At 33.4% G+C, this 18,150-nt stretch carries 15 protein-coding genes; 9 read left to right on the forward strand and 6 right to left on the reverse strand.

The features are described 5' to 3' along the window. Nucleotides 1–173 precede the first annotated feature (173 nt). From GCL57_RS05130 to GCL57_RS05140, 3 genes are all read right to left on the reverse strand, one after another. Entirely contained in the window at nucleotides 174–1,424 is a 1,251-nt protein-coding gene (locus GCL57_RS05130) for a cation:dicarboxylate symporter family transporter (protein WP_152212207.1), read from the reverse strand. Between the two features lie 76 nt (nucleotides 1,425–1,500). After that, nucleotides 1,501–2,832 (reverse strand): FAD-dependent oxidoreductase, encoded by a 1,332-nt coding sequence (locus GCL57_RS05135; RefSeq protein ID WP_152212208.1) that lies wholly within the window; start codon nucleotides 2,830–2,832, stop codon nucleotides 1,501–1,503. A 15-nt stretch (nucleotides 2,833–2,847) separates the two neighbouring features. Then, a complete protein-coding gene (locus GCL57_RS05140; protein ID WP_161597608.1) occupies nucleotides 2,848–4,131 on the reverse strand; it encodes a cysteine desulfurase family protein in 1,284 nt (427 codons plus the stop codon). A gap of 148 nt (nucleotides 4,132–4,279) precedes the next feature. Between GCL57_RS05140 and GCL57_RS05145 the strand changes: the two genes are divergently transcribed. From GCL57_RS05145 to GCL57_RS05160, 4 genes are all read left to right on the forward strand, one after another. Then, complete coding sequence (locus GCL57_RS05145; RefSeq protein WP_152212210.1) at nucleotides 4,280–5,686, forward strand: chloride channel protein; 1,407 nt, start codon at nucleotides 4,280–4,282, stop codon at nucleotides 5,684–5,686. Between the two features lie 31 nt (nucleotides 5,687–5,717). Continuing rightward, nucleotides 5,718–6,377: a trimeric intracellular cation channel family protein gene (locus tag GCL57_RS05150; RefSeq protein ID WP_152212211.1), complete on the forward strand. Its 660-nt coding sequence runs from the start codon at nucleotides 5,718–5,720 to the stop codon at nucleotides 6,375–6,377. Between the two features lie 99 nt (nucleotides 6,378–6,476). Then, a complete protein-coding gene (locus GCL57_RS05155) occupies nucleotides 6,477–6,917 on the forward strand; it encodes a Fur family transcriptional regulator (protein ID WP_152212212.1) in 441 nt (146 codons plus the stop codon). Nucleotides 6,918–6,931: 14 nt separating this feature from the next. Beyond that, the gene (locus GCL57_RS05160; protein ID WP_281349643.1) at nucleotides 6,932–7,840 is read left to right on the forward strand and encodes a TatD family hydrolase; all 909 of its coding nucleotides are present in this window, start codon (nucleotides 6,932–6,934) and stop codon (nucleotides 7,838–7,840) included. On the opposite strand, the gene GCL57_RS05165 is transcribed toward GCL57_RS05160, so the two are convergent. Together GCL57_RS05165 and GCL57_RS05170 are read right to left on the reverse strand one after the other, a co-directional pair. Next, nucleotides 7,826–9,931: an ABC-F family ATP-binding cassette domain-containing protein gene (locus tag GCL57_RS05165; RefSeq protein ID WP_152212214.1), complete on the reverse strand. Its 2,106-nt coding sequence runs from the start codon at nucleotides 9,929–9,931 to the stop codon at nucleotides 7,826–7,828. The two genes, GCL57_RS05160 and GCL57_RS05165, sit on opposite strands and share 15 nt — an antisense overlap. Nucleotides 9,932–10,042: 111 nt before the next feature. Then, nucleotides 10,043–12,073, reverse strand: a complete 2,031-nt coding sequence (locus GCL57_RS05170; protein ID WP_152212215.1) for a carboxy terminal-processing peptidase — start codon at nucleotides 12,071–12,073, stop codon at nucleotides 10,043–10,045. An 89-nt stretch (nucleotides 12,074–12,162) separates the two neighbouring features. Here GCL57_RS05170 and GCL57_RS05175 point away from each other — a divergent pair, with 89 nt between their 5' ends. The 3 genes from GCL57_RS05175 (at nucleotide 12,163) to GCL57_RS05185 (ending at nucleotide 15,334) form a co-directional block, all read left to right on the forward strand. After that, nucleotides 12,163–12,654: a Fur family transcriptional regulator gene (locus tag GCL57_RS05175; RefSeq protein WP_152212216.1), complete on the forward strand. Its 492-nt coding sequence runs from the start codon at nucleotides 12,163–12,165 to the stop codon at nucleotides 12,652–12,654. 112 nt (nucleotides 12,655–12,766) lie between these two features. After that, nucleotides 12,767–14,329 carry a pyruvate kinase gene (locus GCL57_RS05180; RefSeq protein ID WP_152212217.1) on the forward strand — a complete coding sequence of 521 codons (1,563 nt, stop codon included), beginning with the start codon at nucleotides 12,767–12,769 and terminating at the stop codon, nucleotides 14,327–14,329. Nucleotides 14,330–14,332: 3 nt separating this feature from the next. Beyond that, nucleotides 14,333–15,334 (forward strand): diacylglycerol/lipid kinase family protein, encoded by a 1,002-nt coding sequence (locus GCL57_RS05185; RefSeq protein ID WP_152212218.1) that lies wholly within the window; start codon nucleotides 14,333–14,335, stop codon nucleotides 15,332–15,334. Nucleotides 15,335–15,337: 3 nt separating this feature from the next. Here GCL57_RS05185 and GCL57_RS05190 read toward each other — a convergent pair whose 3' ends face one another. Continuing rightward, the gene (locus tag GCL57_RS05190) at nucleotides 15,338–15,679 is read right to left on the reverse strand and encodes a MazG nucleotide pyrophosphohydrolase domain-containing protein (protein WP_152212219.1); all 342 of its coding nucleotides are present in this window, start codon (nucleotides 15,677–15,679) and stop codon (nucleotides 15,338–15,340) included. A 137-nt stretch (nucleotides 15,680–15,816) separates the two neighbouring features. Here GCL57_RS05190 and GCL57_RS05195 point away from each other — a divergent pair, with 137 nt between their 5' ends. Together GCL57_RS05195 and GCL57_RS05200 are read left to right on the forward strand one after the other, a co-directional pair. Beyond that, nucleotides 15,817–16,989: a methyl-accepting chemotaxis protein gene (locus GCL57_RS05195; protein WP_152212220.1), complete on the forward strand. Its 1,173-nt coding sequence runs from the start codon at nucleotides 15,817–15,819 to the stop codon at nucleotides 16,987–16,989. Nucleotides 16,990–17,006: 17 nt separating this feature from the next. Then, nucleotides 17,007–18,146, forward strand: a complete 1,140-nt coding sequence (locus tag GCL57_RS05200) for a methyl-accepting chemotaxis protein (RefSeq protein WP_152212221.1) — start codon at nucleotides 17,007–17,009, stop codon at nucleotides 18,144–18,146. Nucleotides 18,147–18,150 lie beyond the last annotated feature (4 nt).

Consider the following 18,150-nt stretch of genomic DNA (forward strand, 5'->3'; position numbering starts at 1 on the left):
AAAAAAATGAATTGAATTTAATCATAACAGAATTCTTTTGTTTTGAACACGTAAAATTTTTTTTATAAAAATAGAGTGAAACTTAAACTTGATTTTTTTATTTGATATTTTTTATTTTTTTTCAATATATTATTTATTAAAAATTATTATTTAATAAATAATACTAAATAAATTTATGTGGGAGTGAACTCGTCTTCCGATTTTGCAATAATGACTGTACCTACAGTGTTCCCTACAATATTTGTGACAACCCTTGCATCGGACATAAAGCGATCAATTCCTAGGAGGAGTGCAAGACCTTCAATAGGAATAACGTGCCCTGGCATGGCAGCTAAAATAGCAGATAAAGTAACGAAACCTGCACCTGTAATTCCTGCAGCACCCTTTGAAACAATTAAAATAGTTACTAATAATGTAAAATATTCGCTTAGACCAAATGGAATATTATAAGCTTGTTGAATAAAAATTGCCCCAGCAGTCACATATATTGCAGTTCCATCTAAATTAAAAGCATAACCTGTCGGCAAAACGAAGCTCACTACTTTTTTAGAGCAACCAAAGGTTTCAAGTTTTTCCATTAACTGAGGGAATACAGATTCTGAAGAGGATGTGCCAAAAGCAATAGACATTTCTTCTTTAATATGTTTCATAAGCTTTATAGCACTAAATCCATAAAGTTTGCCGACAATATAAACTAATATCCAAAAAGTAACCATACTAATTCCCATTACTAAAATAAAATAGGCGAGCATGGTGAGAGCTTTTACTCCCTGTGCACCTACAGTTGCAGAGATTGCTGCAAATGCGGCTATTGGAGATACCCGAGAAATAATTGCAATCATTTTGAAAAAAACTTCATTTGCCTGTTTAAAAAAAGTAACAACTTTAACATTATCTTCAACCTGTAAAATAGCTACCGAAAAAATAACAGCAAGAACTATAACTGCAAGTAAATTATCACCCGCTAAAGTACCAAATACGCTTTCAGGAACCATGTGGGTTATGAATTCCATAAAACCACCAGTTGTCCCAGATTTAGGCTGAAACTTAGAAACATCTATACCGCTAAATGAACCGACATTAAATCCGCTACCAGGATGGAAAAGAAACATGTATGCAAAAGTAATAACCACAGCAATAACAGACATAATTTCAAAATAAACAAGGGTTTTAAATGCGAGTTTTCCAATACTTCGGTGTTCTTTGTTTGCACAAACACCTAAGACGATTGAAACAAAAACCACTGGTGTTATAACCATTTTAATAAAACGGATAAATATCACTGCAATTATTTTAAGATCGATTGCAAATGTAGGTAATAATACCCCAACGATAATTCCTAATATAACTGCTATTACGACCTGTAAAAAAAGTTGATTTTTAAAAAAATGAGAAAGACGAGAAGACGTTGCTGCTGAAACCATATTAACCTCACAAAGATAATTAGTGCCATTTTTACTATATAAAAAAGTGAGGGTCTTGTGAAGATAGGAAATTATTTTATATTTGACGTAGATTAGCAGAGCTTTTAAAAATATCTGGTTTTTCTTGTAAGAGATCAGATAAAAACCAGTTTTCTGCTAAATGAGTTCCAGTCGATGCTCCTAAATTTAATTTTCGAGAGAGAAGAGAACCAATTTTTTCAGAAATAGATCGATAAGTAGTATATTTACCACCATAAATAGTTATTATTCCAGGTAGAGTTTCTTCTAAAACTGTTTCTCTTGATAAGCTCGAAATGTTTTTGTCAAGACTTCTCACATAAAATGGCGAGTTAAAAGGTTCGTTTTGCCACTTAGAGTTCATACTATTTATTTTATTTTTTTCTTTTAGCGGCATACAACGAACACCACAAAAAATTTCAGAAATATTTTTTTCAGCTTCATTTAAATTCAAAGTTTCTTTGGCTGTGTGCATTAAATAAGCTTTATCTTCCTCTGGGTAACGAACGCCTGAAGGTTCGCCGACAAGAATTGATTCTGTTGTTCCATAAAGCCATTTTCCAAACCAAGGAATAAAAAAGACGATACGTCCATCTGGTTCTTGAATTAAAGTTGCCGAGTTTTTTGATACATCACCATTTGGCACAGCTTCGGGATTAAAAATAATATGTGTACCTAAATTTAAAAGACATGTGATATTAGGAATAATATTCCATTTCAACAGATTGGCGTTGCACCATGCACCTGAAGCATTTACAATTGTTTTTGTTGTTAAAGTTTTAGTCCCTCCTTTTGATACGATTGTTACTTTAAATCCGTTTTGTATGGGCACAACTTCTGTTACACTTGCATTTTCTTCATAACTTGCACCTAACTTAACAGCCGCTTCAGCAACAAGTCGTGTGATTACATCGTCTAACATTTGTGCATCGTAGTATTGAAATGCACTGAGCATTTCTTTTTCAACTTTATCAGGATTTAAATATGGAGCATATGAAAGAATATCTTGTTTATTTATTGAAGATGCAGCAGGAAGACCGCCATCACCTGCAAGCATGTCGTAAAAAAAGAGACCAAGACGAACCATCCAAGGAGGTCTTTTATCACTCTTAAAATTAGGCAATACAAAAGGAAGTGGTTTTACGATGCCTCTTAAGATACGTAATAAAAGAGCTCTTTCTTTGAGAGCCTCATGAACGAGTCCCCATTGATTAAGATGTTCAAGATATCGAAGTCCCCCATGCACAAGTTTTGTGCTTTTACTTGAAGTGCCTGATGACAGAAGATTTTTTTCGACTAGATGGACGCCCGCAAGTTTGCGACTTGCAAGATCATGCAAGAGGCCTGTTCCATGTATTCCACCGCCAACAATAAGAACATTCAAATCCATAGCGTTATATAATCCTTATGAAAGAGTTGCTGACTTTTTTCTTAGGTTTAATGCTGAATGAGCGAGTCTTTGAGCTGCTTCTCGAACTTCATTTTCAGAATTTGTGAGACCAAAACTCACTCGAAAACTCGACAACGTATTTTCGAGATCTATTCCCATAGCGACAAGGACGTGACTGGCAGTTGCTTGTAACGTCTTGCAGGCGCTGCCGACGCTTGCGCAGACAGTTTTTGTTTCTTCAAGAAGTTTCATTGCGTTGACATTCTTAAAGGAGAGAGTGAGAACCCCTGGTACTTTATAATTTTCACTTGCATAATATTTAACGTTGATGTATTTGGACAATTCTTCACAAAATATATTTTCTAATTTTTTATAATATTGAATACGTTCTTTTGCTTCTTGTTTTTGAAAAATACAGGCATGAGCAAAACCCAAAATAGCAGCAATATTAGGAGTGCTTGAACGAAGATTAAACTCATTCCCACCACCTGTTAATTGCGCTTGTAATTTAATTCTTGGTTTTCTTTTTTTTATAATAAGAGCTGCAGCTCCTTTGGGGCCATATATTTTTGAAGAAGAAATTGTCATTGTGTCGTAATCAACACCTTGTGCTATGAGTTCACTGCGCGCAAAACCTTGCGAAGAGTCAACATGTAGAATTGTAGCAAATTTCAAAGTGAGTTGTCTAATTTTTTCGAGTTGAATTTGCTTAATGCCTGTTTCATTATTTACATCCATTACGCAAACACAAAGAGTATTATTGTCAATTATTTTTTGTGCTTCATCTATATTTATTTGTCCATCTTTGTTTACGGTAAGCTCAGCAAATTCAATTCCTAACTTTTTATCAAAATTTTCAACGAGAGTATGAATGGTTGTAATTATGCTTGAGTGTTCGGTTGCACAAAAAACAATTTTATTGCGTTTACGGTGTGGATCTTCAACGAGCCCACGAATAAGAAGATTATTACTTTCAGTTGCGCTCGCAGTAAAAATAACTTCTTCAAATGAGACTGAGAAAACTTTAGCAATTGAGGTGCGTGCCCAAGCAAGTGCATGTTCAGTTAATTCCCCCATTGGGTGTGTTCTGTTGGCTGCATTTGCAAAATAGCCAAGCATCCAAGGCGTCATTTTTTCGAAGATACGTTTATCGAGTGGTGTGCTTGCTGCAAAATCAAGATAAATTGTGTCATGTGGGAGAGAGACACCACCAAAAGAAATGTGCTCGACGTTTTTTGTGCTTGAATTCATCAACTCTGAAGGGAGAACAAAATTTTCAATAAATGTATTTTTTTCCATATTCCATTCCATATTTTAACCAAATCTACAGATTTGAATCTAATTCGTGTATTATTAATTTGCAATCAAAGTTGTTTGCTTTTTTTTTATGATCGGAGTAGGTGATTTTGATGATTAGAATCTCTTGTTGTTGAGCAGGATTTCTTATATGACTTATTTTGAAAAAATGCGATTTTTAAAAGGAAAAAGCTTTGCGCCTAAACCAGCTATTTTTCAAAAACGTGATTTTTTTCTTTGTATCCTTAGTTTATTTATCGGAATTTTTATTGGATTACTTTCCGAAGCTTTAAAATTAGTTATTAATATTGTCACAAATTTATTTTATTTCGGTAAATTTTCATTATCAGATATCTCACCTGCACATCATCAATTAGGTAATTGGGCATTTTTTATACCGATTATCGGTGGCCTTATAATTGGTTGTATGGCTCGTTTTATTAATCCTGCTATTTATGGTCATGGAATACCTGAAACTATGGAAAAAGTTTTACTAAATGACAGCATTATTTCAAAGAGAATGCTTATTTTAAAACCAGCTGCCGCAGCTATTTCTATAGGAACAGGAGGGCCTTTTGGTGACGAAGGTCCTATTATTGCAACAGGAGGTATTTTAGGATCCGCTTTTGGGCAAATTATAAAAACTTCAGCATATGAGCGAAAAATTTTACTGAGTGCAGGGGTTGCTGGAGCTGTGTCTGCTGCCTTTGGCAGTCCCCTCGGCGGTATTTTTCTTGCAATAGAATTAATGTTATTTGAATTTAAAATACGTTCTCTTATTCCTGCTTCAGTTTCTGTTATTGCAGCAGAGTTTATTAGAATGAAATTTATAGGTGATGAGCTCGTTTTTCCAATGTCAATTGTTACTTTACCATCGGCTTCAGTAGAAATTTTTTGTTTTTTAATTATTGGCCTTATTGCAGGTATAGTTGCTGTTGGAATAACTCATTGCGTACATTTTTTAGAAAATGGTTATGCCAAATTACCAGTGCATTGGATGTGGTGGCCTGCTCTTGGTGGAGTTGGTGTTGGTGCGGTCGGTTTATTAGAACCCCGTGTTTTAGGTGCTGGATACTTAACCATAAGTCAAATATTAAATGGTCATTTATTAGGATACTCTATTGTCTCTATTTTTATATTAAAAGTTATAACATGGCTTATTGCTGTGAGCAGTAGAACGACTGCTGGTACTTTAGCTCCATTATTTATGGTTGGAAGCGCTTTAGGAGTTACTTTATACGGAATCATTGTAAATTTATTTCCACTCATTACTCTTGATGTTAAAGTTGCTGCTTTGGTAGGAATGGCAGCTTTATTTTGTGGAGTGACACGTGCATTTTTGGCTTCTGTTTTTATTACATTAGAATCCACTCATCAGTTTTGGGCAGCAGTGCCTGTTTTAACTGGATGCATAGCAGCTTATATTGTCTCACTATTTTTAATGCAGCATTCTATCTTAACGCAGGAATTAGGAAAGAAAGGAGTAAAGTTTCCCCATGATGAAAATATAAAAGCATCAGATAATGAAAATCAGCAAAAGCCAAATGACGTTTATTAAGTTCTGTTACTTAAGTTTTTAAGGGATTTTTATGTTGCTTGCAATTCTCGATTACAGTGGATCTTTTGCATTTTGTGTGAGTGGCGCATCAATTGCTGCCTCACGTAGGATGGATCTCTTTGGTATTTTTGTGATGACAATTATTGCTGGTTTTGGTGGGGGATGTTTACGCGATATTCTTATTGGCAAAACACCACCTACTGTGTTTGACACTCCTGCCTATTGGATTATTGCTTTATGTGCGACCTTTCTCGTTTATTTCTTTAATATTCAAAATAAATATGTAGAAAAAATTATTATTATTTTCGACGCAATGGGTCTCGCTTTTTTTACGGTTGTAGGTGTTAAAGTTGGTATACAATCAGGTCTTTTGAATTATCAATGTGTCCTTATGGGGGTTATTACAGCATGCTTTGGTGGAATAACGAGAGATGTTATTGTCAATCGTGTTCCCTATGTTTTTCAAAATGAAATTTATGGCGGGTTTGCTTTATTGGGTGGGATTCTCTATTTCTTTTTAAGAAGTTATATGTCAGAGGGAATACCAGATCTTATTGTTATTCCTATAATTTTTGCCGCTCGTATGATTTCAGTCTGGAAAAAATGGCATTTGCCGAGGGCGGGTGAGGTTTCTATTCGAAAAAGAAAGTTTCCAATGACTCGAAAGCCTAATCAACGTATAAATATTTAAAATTACTAATAAATATATCTAAAGCCACTTAGAATAAGTCTAAAAATAGCTTGCACGATACACTCTCTTCTTATACTCTCGAGCTGAAAAGGGGAGTGTATGAAATTAGATCACGGCCATAAAATTTATAATCAATTGACTTCAGCGCAAATTGAAAAGCGCTTAAATGACATTGGAATATCTGCAACTGCGCAAAGAATAGCAATTTGTAAGTACATTTTATGTGAAGCGGATCATCCGACTGCTGAAGATATTAAAAAATGGACAGATGTAAATTTCCCTAAACTCAGTCGTGCGACGGTTTACAATACACTTGAAGTTTTAGTCCAAGCAGGCCTTTTAAAAGAATTAAAATTACCACATACCGGTAAAATAGTTTATGATACCAATGTTGCGGAACATTTTCATTTTCTTGATAGCAATACAGGAAAACTTTTTGATGTATCACCTGAAGAATGCCAAGTAACTCTGGCAATGCCAAATGATATTTCTGTCCAGGGGGTTGAAGTATTTTTGCGTGGGAAAATTTCTATAAAATAAATAATCCTTATTTAATCGATGCTCACTTTCATTTAAATTATCTTACTGACATAAAAGCCTCTTTAAGCAGTGCTCTAAATTCTTCTGTAAAATCAGGAATAGTTGCTGGAATTTGGAACAATGACACTCTTGAGAATTTATCTTTTATAGAAAATCCAGATTTACATAATTTAATTTTTTTTAAAAAAGAAAAAGCTAATATTAATCTTATTCAAGAAAATCATTTTGTCTGCTTTTTAGCGCATGGTTTACATCCTATATATGTGCATGAAAAGTGGCTTAATTTAGATGGTACTTGTAATAATGATTTAATTCAAACAGATATTAAAAATTTTAAAGAAATTCTTTATAAAAATATCAATTATATTTGGGCTATTGGAGAAACGGGTTTTGATCTTTCAAAAGAGATTTTACAAAGTGAAAAATGTAAAAATTTAACGAAACAAGATATTATTTTATTACAAAATATAGCTTTTGAAGTATGTGTACAAGCGGCTATTCAATACAGTTTACCACTTATTTTACATTTAAGAGGAAACTGGAATTTATGTTTGCAAAAAATTAAATGGGCAAAAAAGAGTGGAGTAAAGAAAATTATGGTCCACTGTTTTAGTGGACCAGCAGAAGATATGAAAGTATTGTCTCATTTATCTATTTATTGTTCTTTTGGTGGGGTTCCAACTTGGAAAAAGGCAATTAAAAATAGGAATGCTTTTTTACAGTGTGATCCAAACTTTTTAATGCTTGAAACGGACTCACCTGATTTACCGCCCGAAATTTCAGATATAGATAAACTACAAAAAAATGAACCAAAATATTTAAAGAATATTGCCGAAATACTTGCAAAATACTCAAATACTGAATTAGATTATTTTATAAAAAATTCTAATAAAAATATTTTAACTTTCTTAGGTGTTTTTTGAGGAAAGCTCTTCCCATCTAAAATAGCAGGAATCAATTTCAGTTTGCTTTGCTTTTATTTCATTTGAAATACTTAATGTTTCATTATAAGATTTTCCATTTGCATAAGCTTCTTCAAGTTGATTTGAAAGTGAAATTAAATTTTCTTCAAGAACTTCGATCTTTTTTTCAATGCCTTCAAGTTCGCGCTGTTCTTTAAAACTTAATTTCGATTTTTTTGGTTGTGCACTTATATTTTTAGAAGCAATTTCAATTGTTACTTTATCACTTTGCTTTTTAGGTATTTCAGTATCTTTGTATTTTTCCATGGATTCTAGAGCTTGGTCTAAGTCAGGTAGCATAAGCCAATCACCAGTAAGAGCCCCTTTAACATTTTTCTCACCTAAAAAAGTGAGCATACTTGTTGCAACTCTTTGGACAAAATAACGATCGTGGCTTGTAAATAAAACGCCGCCTTGGAAATCACAAAGATTTCTTTCAAGAACCTGTAGGGTAGAAATGTCGAGATCGTTTGTAGGTTCATCCAATATCAACAAATTACCTTGTTCAAGCATCAGCTTTGCGAGTAATAAGCGTGCTTGCTCGCCACCTGATAATTCACCAACTTTTCTATTAGCATCAAATTTAAAAAATAAAAAACGATCCAAATAACTCATAATATGCATGTATTTTCCGGCAAAATGCACATATTCCCCTTCAGGGGCAATGGTTGTGCGCACGGTTTCGTCTGGATCGAGTTTTTGTCTTTGCTGATCGAAATGTGAAATGCTGACAAGTTCATGGTAAGTGACTTCGCCAACTTCTGGTTGTGTATGGCTTGCCACCAAATTCATTAAAGTTGATTTTCCACATCCATTTGGTCCTAATAAGGCAATGCGCATTTTAGGTTTTATAACAAGTTCTAAATTTTGGAAGACAAAATGTTGATCATTCTTTGCGCCGGGATGTTTTATTGTAACGCTTTTAAGACGAACAAGTTCTTGTTCTCCTAAGTTTCTAACGACAGAAATAATATTATCTTCGTTGTTACGTTGTTCGTCTGTCATAAGTGCATCAAATGTCATTTCAGCATTTTTTGGTATATTTGCTCTTTGAATTTTTGAATTTAATGATTTATCTAATGCGTGTGCCCTGTCAATACGTGATTTTTGTTTCGTTGTTCTTGCTTTTGCACCTGTGCGCAACCAGGCTAACTCACGACGCATTAAATTTGCCATTTTTGAGCGTGTTTTTTGTTCTACAATTTCATTTTCAAGTTTGAGCTGGCTATAGTTCTCATAATTGCCATCGTATTGCTTGGATTCTCCTGCTTCAATTTCAAGAATTTTATTGACCAATGTGTCAAGTAAAGCACGGTCGTGTGAAATGATAACAAAAGCCACAGGTTCAGTAGATTCATTTTTAGGTTTAAAGCCAAAAAGTCCAACGCCTTGTTCGACAACTTCGAGTAAGAACTCTTCAAGCCAATCGACAGTTTGTACATCTAAATGATTTGTGGGCTCATCAAGCAAAATAAGATGAGGATTTTTTAAGAGAGCTGCTACTATTTGAACACATTTTTGTTGCCCGCCCGATAAATTTTTAAACTCTCTATTTCGCAAAGAAAGAAGTTTGCCTGCTTTTAGAGCGCTCAGAATGACATTGTCTGTTCCCACTCCTGAAATATTTATAAGTTTATCATTTAAATTGCTGAGTTTATCTCCCCACTGAGGATCATTCATTATTTCAGGTTTTTTTTCTGCTAAAAGGGAGTGATTTTCTATTTCATTTTCAATATTTTTAATTTGTAAATCGAGATCATATTCTTCTGGTAAGGATTCTCGCAGAATATTTTCAACTGTCATTTCAATGTCAAAAGTATATTTTTGATTTACAATGGCTACTCTAATACCGTTTCGAATAGAGATAGAGCCTGAATCTGCCGCTTGAGCTCCTGTTATCAGTCGAAATAATGTAGATTTTCCTGCACCATTGGGACCAACGATACCCCATCTTTCACCTGGGTGAACTGTAAAGGATAGATTGTTGAATAATTGAGTAGAACCATAGCTTGTAGAGAGGTTATGACAACTTAAATACGGTGCAGATGACATGAATAAACTCCAATTGAAGAATCAAACGCTTCTAACAAAGCATAAATTCTTCAAAACAGAAAGAGTTTATTTTATATTAAAACTAAATAGGTTGCTTTGCTTGTTATAATACTAATTTCCCATACCAATCCAAAGAGACTTATTTTCTGTTAATTTAATGGAGTCACTTGTTATATTTAAAGCTTCTTGTATTATTAAATCATTTTGAGAAACAATTTCATCGACATTATTTCCTTCTTTATCTTTTATATCTTTAGGATTTTCTTGATCTTCTAATGATTTTGCATATTCCTTTGTCAAGAGCATGGGATGCTTTTTCTCTTTATTATATTTATCAATTTTAGAAATGACTTCGAGGAATTTAGAATTTTTTAAAATTCTTTCCTGACTAAGTGATTTTAGTTTAGCAATTAAAGGAGATAAATTTTGCAAAGGCTTAAAATTTTTTGCAGCAGGAATTGAGTCTGATGGAAGAGCAAAATCCAATTGATTTTCTCCAATTTCATATGCGTCTAACATATCTGGAATGATTATATCAGACTGCACGCCATTGAGTTGATTGCTATTTCCACTGGGTCGATAAAATTTACTTTGTGTTACTTTTAGGGCACCATCGCTTCTTCTTCCTAAACTTCCTGGTATTTCTTGTACTACTTGTACAGTAGCTTTCCCATAAGTACTTTTATCTCCAACAATAATTCCCCGTGAATAATCCTGAATCGCACCTGCAAATATTTCCGATGCTGAAGCGCTGTATTTATTGATTAATACAACTAATGGACCTCTATAAAGCCAATTTGATTCACCAATAAGCTGTCTTTTTACAGATTGATTTTTATCTATAGTCTGCACAGCGGTGCCGTTTGGAATAAATAAACCAGTCAGACGAATGCTTTCCGGAAAATCTCCACCTCCATTGTTACGTAAATCAATTAAAACTCCTTCAACTCCCCTATTTGTAAGTTTTCGAAGTCCTTGTTCAATATCATAAGCTACACCATGACATTGAGAAAATATTTTTATTTTGCATTTTAAATCTGTATAAAATGTAGAAACTTTTATAACACCAATTTTTTTTGATCCATTTTCAATTACACTTGTCTTTACTTCATCATCTTTTAAATCAATTTCATCTCGAGTGAGAAGAATATTTAAGCGTTCGTTTCCTTTTTGATTTTTTCTCAAAACAACTAAGCGAACATATGTTCCTTTTTTTCCACGAACCAATTCTACAGTTTGTTCGACATCCAGATCATTTAAATCTTGAAGACCACTTCCATTTCCTGGATCAATTGCAATAATTCTATCATTTGCCTTTAAACGACCATCTTTTTGAGCAACTCCACCCTGAACAAGTGAACGAATTATAATGAAACCATCTTTTTCTTGTAGTTGTGCACCAATGCCTTCTAGTTTATTGCTTATATGAATTACAAATGAATCATGATCGAGGGGGAGCATATGGGCAGAGTGAGGATCCATAGCAAGAGCAAAACTATTTAAAAAAATAGAGTAAATCTTATCATCATCAAACTCAGTGTATTTTTTTTCAGATTTAATATAGCTTTTTAAAAGTCTCTCTCGGACTTTTGCACTTTCATCTTCGTTCATTTTTGCAGATAAATATTGCAATTTAATTCTTTTTTTCAATCTTTCATTTGCTTCATTTATGTTTACACTCCAATCAGGTTTTCCAATTGGAAGATAATCAGGTTTTGCGAAATCAAATGGTTTTGATAAAAATAATTTAGTATATTCGGTACGTTCATGCACTCTTTTTAAGAAAACATTATAAATTTCTAAGATAAAGTTACAACTATTATTTTCAATATTTTTTCCAATTGAGTTTTCTAGGTGCATAAATGCTTTGATATCAGATTTAATGAAATAAACTTTATAAGGATCCATGGTTTCAAATATTTTTTTGAAGGTTTTCTTTGACAAATCTTCATTGAACTCTTTATAAAAGAAATGGAGATCGAGCATTGCATTCAAACGCAATTTTACTTCTTTGCATGAAAGAACAGGTACATTAATTCTTGCATTTCTCGAATTGTCTCCGTAAGCTATTCTTGGAGCAATTGACTCCCAAGCAGTGCAACAAAGAAAAAATACGAGTGACATAATTGCAAGTAAACGCATATTTTGTTTCCTGTGTTTAAATCGAATGTTGTATTGTTTATTGTCAATTTTTGTTATTCAATAGTCAATTTGTTTTTTTGTGAGATTTTATGACGACAGCGCGTAGTCCTCGAGACTCTTTGCCAAAGAGAGCTCATTTGCATCAAGTGTTTGAGTCCTATCTTAATCAGCTCGGCCTTAGACAGACGAGACAAAGACGTATTATTCTCGATGCAGTGCTTGCTTCGGGGCGCCATGTCGATGCTGAAACAATTGCAAATGAAGTGAAAAAAACGGACAGTTCAATTGGTTTGGCTACTGTATATCGTACTCTTAAAATGATGACTGATTCTCAAATTTTAGTGGAACGCCATTTTGGTGGAGATCGGGCAAGCTTTGAGTTTGCCGATCAAGGTGATGAACACCATGATCATCTTATTTGCAAACAATGTGGTGAGATTGTCGAATTCTATGACGAAGAACTTGAAAGACGTCAAGAAGACGTTGCAAAAAATTTAGGCTTTAAATTGACCCATCATAAAATGGAGCTTTTTGCAGAATGTTTAAGCTCTGACAAGTGTGATCGTAAAAATTCAAAATAGTCAATTGATCTTTATCCCTCCTAGTTCTATTTTCTCCATGACATTTTGAAGGGCATTTCAAAACGGATCCGTTTGGAATTTCCCAAACATTTTTTAGAGGAAGAAATCGGATATGAAGATAAAGTCAAAGGCGAAACTCATTTGGACAGTCACAAACAACGGTTGTGAGAAATTAGGAGTCGATCACATCGCTTCTACAATTGCAAAAAATCGCCTGAATGCAGTCAGAATGACATATTCTACAAATGCATATCCAAATATATTAAAATTACGCGAAAAAATTACAAAACAACTTGCAAATGAAGATAAGCAACCAGCAGATGGTAAAGTTCCATTTTTATTAAGTTTTGTTGGTAGACGAGCTCTTCTTTCTGTTCCTGGAAGTGAAGTCGCAGTTGAAAGTGGAAGTGAAGTTGAATTGTTATTTTATGTCGATTTTGCTGCTTGTGCTTCGATGACACAATGCAATTCTAAGTCAAATAAATTTGAAGTGAGTGTTTCTTCAGAAGATCAGCTTTCTACTTTAAAAGCAGGTTCAATAATAAATATTTCATTTGGTTCAGTTGAATTACAAATTGTTGAAGTTCTTAAAAAGTCAGCACAAGAATTAAGTGCGCGTTGTATTGTTGAACATGGTGGAACCCTTATTTCGGGTGTAGATGTTCATTCACAAGATATGTCTCGTGATCTCTTTCCACTTCTTGCCGATGACGAAAAAACTTTACGAGCTGGTTTTTCTTATCTTGCTGATTATGTCATTGTCGATGGAATTAAATCTGAGCAAGAGCTTTTTGCAATTAAAGCTGGAATTTTAGGTGAAAATGCTCCATTTTCTGAAAGACATCCAAGTATTCCAATTAATAAAGATGTGCTTGAAACCGAAGCTTTATTGCCACCTCGTTTTTTATTAAAAGTTGACTCCAGACGTTCTTTTGAATTGTTACCTTATTTATTAAAACATGTTGATGGTGTCTTTTTAAGTCGCTCAGAGCTTGGAATTGATGAGCATCCTCACAATTTACCTATCTTGCAAAAAGAGTTAATTGATCGCTGTAACAGAATGTCAAAAACAATTATTGTAGCCTCTGAACTCATGCACTCCATGCGCGTCAATGCAAATCCAACGCGTGCTGAGGTTTCAGATATGGCAAATGCGGCTGCAGACGGAGCCGATGCGCTTGTTCTTTCTCATGAAATTACGGAAGGTCCAAATGCGGATCTCGTTGCCGAAGTTTCTCTTGAAACTCTTGTTAATTCTGAAGCTTGGGAAGAAAAAAAATGGCATCCTTTTGAAATGGATCAAATTCCAAGTGATGATGACGCTGTGACATATGGTGCTATTCGCATTGCTCAGCAAGCAAATGTACGTGCCATTGTCTGCTTCACAGAGGGCGGTTATACAGCTATGAAGTTGTCTTCTATGCGCACACCAACAGAAATTATTGCAATCACTTGCAATAAAAAAATCATGCGGCAAATGAATTTGCTTCGTTCAGTCACTGCAATGGTTCTTGAATCACGCACACAGGTTGAGCGCATTTTAAATGAGACAAAAGATATTCTTGTAAATGCATTTGGTTTTAAAAAAGGCGATAAATTTGTATTTGTTTCTTTAACAGCATCAAGTGTTTCACAAAGAAATTCAAATTTATTCACTTTACAAGAAATTGATTAGTATATGCAATTTACAATATTCTTTATTGTAAATCCCAATGCAAATTCTGGTAAAACAAAATTAAATTGGGTAAAAAAAACTCTTCCGCTTATTCAACATAATTTTGAACAAGCGGCTTGGATTTTTACTGAAAAAGAAAAAGAAGCCTCATTTTATGCATTTTACGCTAAAAAATGTGGTTATAAGACTGTTGTGGCTGTTGGTGGAGATGGCACAGTAAATGAAGTTGTCAATGGTTTATTAGGAAATCCACTGGTTTTTTTAGAAGATTTTCAACATAGAATTCATGGATATTTACTTTTAGATAATAATATTGAAAATAATATCCCAACTTTTGCTTGTTTGCCGATGGGAACGGGTAGCGATTTTATTCGTTCACTTGGTATTCCAATTCAATTAAATAAAGCAATTCATATTTTAAAAAATAATAAAAGTATTTATTGTGATGTAGGAGTTATAGAGAATATAGACGTCACAAATTCAAAGAATATTCGTTACTTTATTAATATTGGCGGTGCGGGTGCGAGTGGTGAGGTTGCGCAAAGAGTAAATCTTTCTCATAAAAGATTAGGAAAAAACGGGACCTATATATTTGCAGCAGTTCAAACTCTTTTAAAAAACAATCATTTCCCAGTGCAAATTACTTATGATGATGAAGCTCCTTTTGAAATTGACTTACGTGTTATTTTTATTTGCAATGGAAGATATTGTGGAGGGGGTATGGAAGTATCCCCTTATTCTCAATTAAATAACGGGTTTTTTCAAATTATTCAGGTAAGAGAAATGAATAAATTAAAATCAATATATTTAACAAAGCGTCTTTATTCCGGCAATTTTTCAGGTCTCGAAAAAGATTTTATTTTAAGAACGGCAAAGAAAATAAAAATTATTCCTTTAAAAAATTCGCTCATTCCAATTGAATGTGATGGAGAGCAACCTTTTTTTGCCCCTGTAATTTTTTCAATTCAAGCGCAAAAATTAAATGTAATTGCAGATTTAAAATAATAATTATTTGGTTTTACCCATTTTTCCTGCAAGTCTTCTGTCTTCGATTCTTTTTAATTTATTTTGAACAGAGGCCTCTAAATTTATTTTTCTAGCATTGCAATAATTTGTAAGGGCTATAAAAACGTCCGCTGCTTCATCAGCAAGCTTGTCCAAATCTATCACTTCACTTGGATCTCTCCATATCTTTTTTTCAAGATTGGCGAGTTCTCCACATTCACCACAAAGCTCTAAAGAAAAAAAACTTGCTTCTCGTTGTTCAAATGCACAGTTTTGATATTTATCAAATTCACTTTGTATTTCGGCTAAGCCCTTAATATTTGGTTCAATAATCCTTGATTTCATAATATTCTCTCCCACTTTGAGCGCCAATACTTTAGATACTGAAACATATTTACCTACTTCGCAAATTTGTTTTTTACAAATCTAACCGAACCTTATCAAGGAAAGATCTTATAAAGGTTTTTTGAGAGAGTAGAAAAATGCTGCGATTGTTATGGCGTGTGTCCGTAAAAAATAAACTTTGGATATTATGTATAGGCAATCTTGTTGTTATTTTATTTTATTGTGTAGCAATAATAATTCGTAATCATTTAGTCAGTCCTTATCATATTTTTTTATACATTTTATTAGGTATCATTACTCTTATTTCTATTTTTTTGAGTCGAGTTTATATCAATGAATTTGTGAATGGCATGTCAGATCTTTCAATAAAAATGAGTAAAACTTCTGGACAAGGAAAAGAGAGTTTACTTAAAATTAGGGATGATCTTACAAATTTTATAAAAACTTCAGGCTCTCAACTCGATAATTTACGAGAGAGTTCAAAACTTATGGTAAATGTTTCAGAAATGCTTGCTGGGACTACAAAAGACTCAGAATCAACAAAGGATCTCTCTGATAAAGTCACTCGAGATGTAAATGAAGGCAATGAAATTATGCAGAAAATGGTTTCTGCTGTTCTCATCATTGAAAAAACCCGTGAAGGTTTAACCGAAATTTCTTCTCTTATAAATAAAATAAGCAATGATACCCAAACGATACATACCATTGTTTCAACAACTGAACTTTTGTCATTAAATGCTTCTATAGAAGCAGCCCGTGCAGGAGTGGCGGGTAAGGGGTTTTCTGTGGTCGCCGAAGAAGTAGGAAATCTCGCAAAGCACAGTGGTGTTGAAGCAAAGGAAATTGAGAATATTGTTGCTGTGAGCCAACAGCAAATTCAAACAATTATTGAAGCCAATCAAAAAAGAGTGGATGTGGGAAAAGTCGCAAGCAATGAAGCATTAGCGTTATTTTCAGCAATTAAAACAGAAATGTTTGGTATTTCGAGTCGGTCTGAAAATATTCGTGCTGCCACATGGGAGCAAAAGGTTGGTATTGATCAAGTCAATCAAGGATCAGATGAAATTAAAAATATCTTAAAAAAGAATATAAAAGACACTGTCAGTTTAATTAAAATTTTTAAAGCGAATGAAATAAATTTTAACAATATAAATGAAATTGCAATGACGATTGATGATTATTGGTTGGGTAAAACAAAAGAAATTGTGAAAGTAAAGAAAAAACCTATTAAAAATATAAATGATGGTATTAAAGAAATAGAAGTTGGACCTATTTTAGAGAAAGAAAAAGATAAAAATATGTCATCCTAAGTTTCCAAAGAGGATATATGGATAAGCAAACTTTATTAGAAAATCAGCAAAAATCAGGGTTTAAAACAAAAATTACCATTTTATTAGGATTTTCTAATTTTATAGTGTCTTTTTTAACACTTTTATTTGTCTATATTTTAGGGGATAGAAGTATTTTTTATTATCATGTCATTGGCATAAGTGCAGTTATTCTTTTTTTTCATTTAATTTTAGCAAGTAAGTTAAATAGAAATCAGCAGCGCTCATTTATAGTGGGAAGTCTCTTTCAAACTTACATTCAAAAAAGTCATGAGATAAGTTATGAGTTTGAATACCCTCGAAAAAACATAGAAAAGTCATTTGATCATCAATTTGATCTTATCAATCAAACAGCGGCAGCAATAGCTGAAATAACCCAGATGATTGGGCGAACAAATGATCAAATCAATGACTGCATAGCAATTACTGAAACAACCGAAAGAAGAGTTGAGGAGGGCAATGAATTGATGAAAAAACTTGCTACTTCTATAGAAATTATTAAAAGTGCCACCGAAGATATGGATAAAATGGTGCAAATTATCAATCAAATCAGTTTAAAGTCAGCAGTTATAGCAGATATAGTTGCAAAGACAGAGCTTTTAGCAATGAATGCGTCTATAGAGGCAGCTCGAGCAGGTGATTACGGCAAAGGATTTTATGTGGTTTCAGAAGAAGTGGAGAGTTTGGCGAGGACCAGTGGAAAGTCTGCAAAACAGATTAAAGATCTTTTAAACGAAAGCTCTTTAAAAGTTACTCAAATAATAAGAACAATGAATGAGAGAATTAAAGAAGGAGAAGTCGTAAGTTTACAGGCTTTTTCTGCATTTGAAAGAATGAAAGAAGGTGTTGCTATTTTAAAAGAGAAGGTTCAAATAATAAATGAAGGTACGAATATGCAACAAAGTGTGATAAAAAACGCCTCAGAAATATTAGAACAGGTGACTCAAGCAATTCATACAAATGATAAAATATTAGAAAAAAGCGATCATTCAATTAAAGAACTTGTTGATGTTAACATATTACTATTTGAATTGTCAGAAGAAATTCAGCGTGTGGTTTCAGGACCTATTGCTGCAGTTAGAATGAAAGAAAATAGAGGAAGTGAAGTTAAAAGAATACTTCAACAATTAGGTTATTAAAATA

It is taken from the genome of Fluviispira multicolorata, assembly GCF_009208585.1.
Classification (GTDB): domain Bacteria; phylum Bdellovibrionota_B; class Oligoflexia; order Silvanigrellales; family Silvanigrellaceae; genus Silvanigrella; species Silvanigrella multicolorata.

What these genes read in the sequence shown, in the direction of transcription:
- GCL57_RS05170 (WP_152212215.1), bottom strand. Translation starts at nt 12,073, where the DNA reads ATGCGTTTACTTGCAATTATGTCACTCGTATTTTTTCTTTGTTGCACT.
- GCL57_RS05145 (WP_152212210.1), top strand. Translation starts at nt 4,280, where the DNA reads ATGACTTATTTTGAAAAAATGCGATTTTTAAAAGGAAAAAGCTTTGCG.
- GCL57_RS05195 (WP_152212220.1), top strand. Translation starts at nt 15,817, where the DNA reads ATGCTGCGATTGTTATGGCGTGTGTCCGTAAAAAATAAACTTTGGATA.
- GCL57_RS05135 (WP_152212208.1), bottom strand. Translation starts at nt 2,832, where the DNA reads ATGGATTTGAATGTTCTTATTGTTGGCGGTGGAATACATGGAACAGGC.
- GCL57_RS05140 (WP_161597608.1), bottom strand. Translation starts at nt 4,131, where the DNA reads ATGGAAAAAAATACATTTATTGAAAATTTTGTTCTCCCTTCAGAGTTG.
- GCL57_RS05200 (WP_152212221.1), top strand. Translation starts at nt 17,007, where the DNA reads ATGGATAAGCAAACTTTATTAGAAAATCAGCAAAAATCAGGGTTTAAA.
- GCL57_RS05185 (WP_152212218.1), top strand. Translation starts at nt 14,333, where the DNA reads ATGCAATTTACAATATTCTTTATTGTAAATCCCAATGCAAATTCTGGT.
- GCL57_RS05155 (WP_152212212.1), top strand. Translation starts at nt 6,477, where the DNA reads ATGAAATTAGATCACGGCCATAAAATTTATAATCAATTGACTTCAGCG.
- GCL57_RS05130 (WP_152212207.1), bottom strand. Translation starts at nt 1,424, where the DNA reads ATGGTTTCAGCAGCAACGTCTTCTCGTCTTTCTCATTTTTTTAAAAAT.
- GCL57_RS05165 (WP_152212214.1), bottom strand. Translation starts at nt 9,931, where the DNA reads ATGTCATCTGCACCGTATTTAAGTTGTCATAACCTCTCTACAAGCTAT.
- GCL57_RS05150 (WP_152212211.1), top strand. Translation starts at nt 5,718, where the DNA reads ATGTTGCTTGCAATTCTCGATTACAGTGGATCTTTTGCATTTTGTGTG.
- GCL57_RS05190 (WP_152212219.1), bottom strand. Translation starts at nt 15,679, where the DNA reads ATGAAATCAAGGATTATTGAACCAAATATTAAGGGCTTAGCCGAAATA.
- GCL57_RS05175 (WP_152212216.1), top strand. Translation starts at nt 12,163, where the DNA reads ATGACGACAGCGCGTAGTCCTCGAGACTCTTTGCCAAAGAGAGCTCAT.
- GCL57_RS05180 (WP_152212217.1), top strand. Translation starts at nt 12,767, where the DNA reads ATGAAGATAAAGTCAAAGGCGAAACTCATTTGGACAGTCACAAACAAC.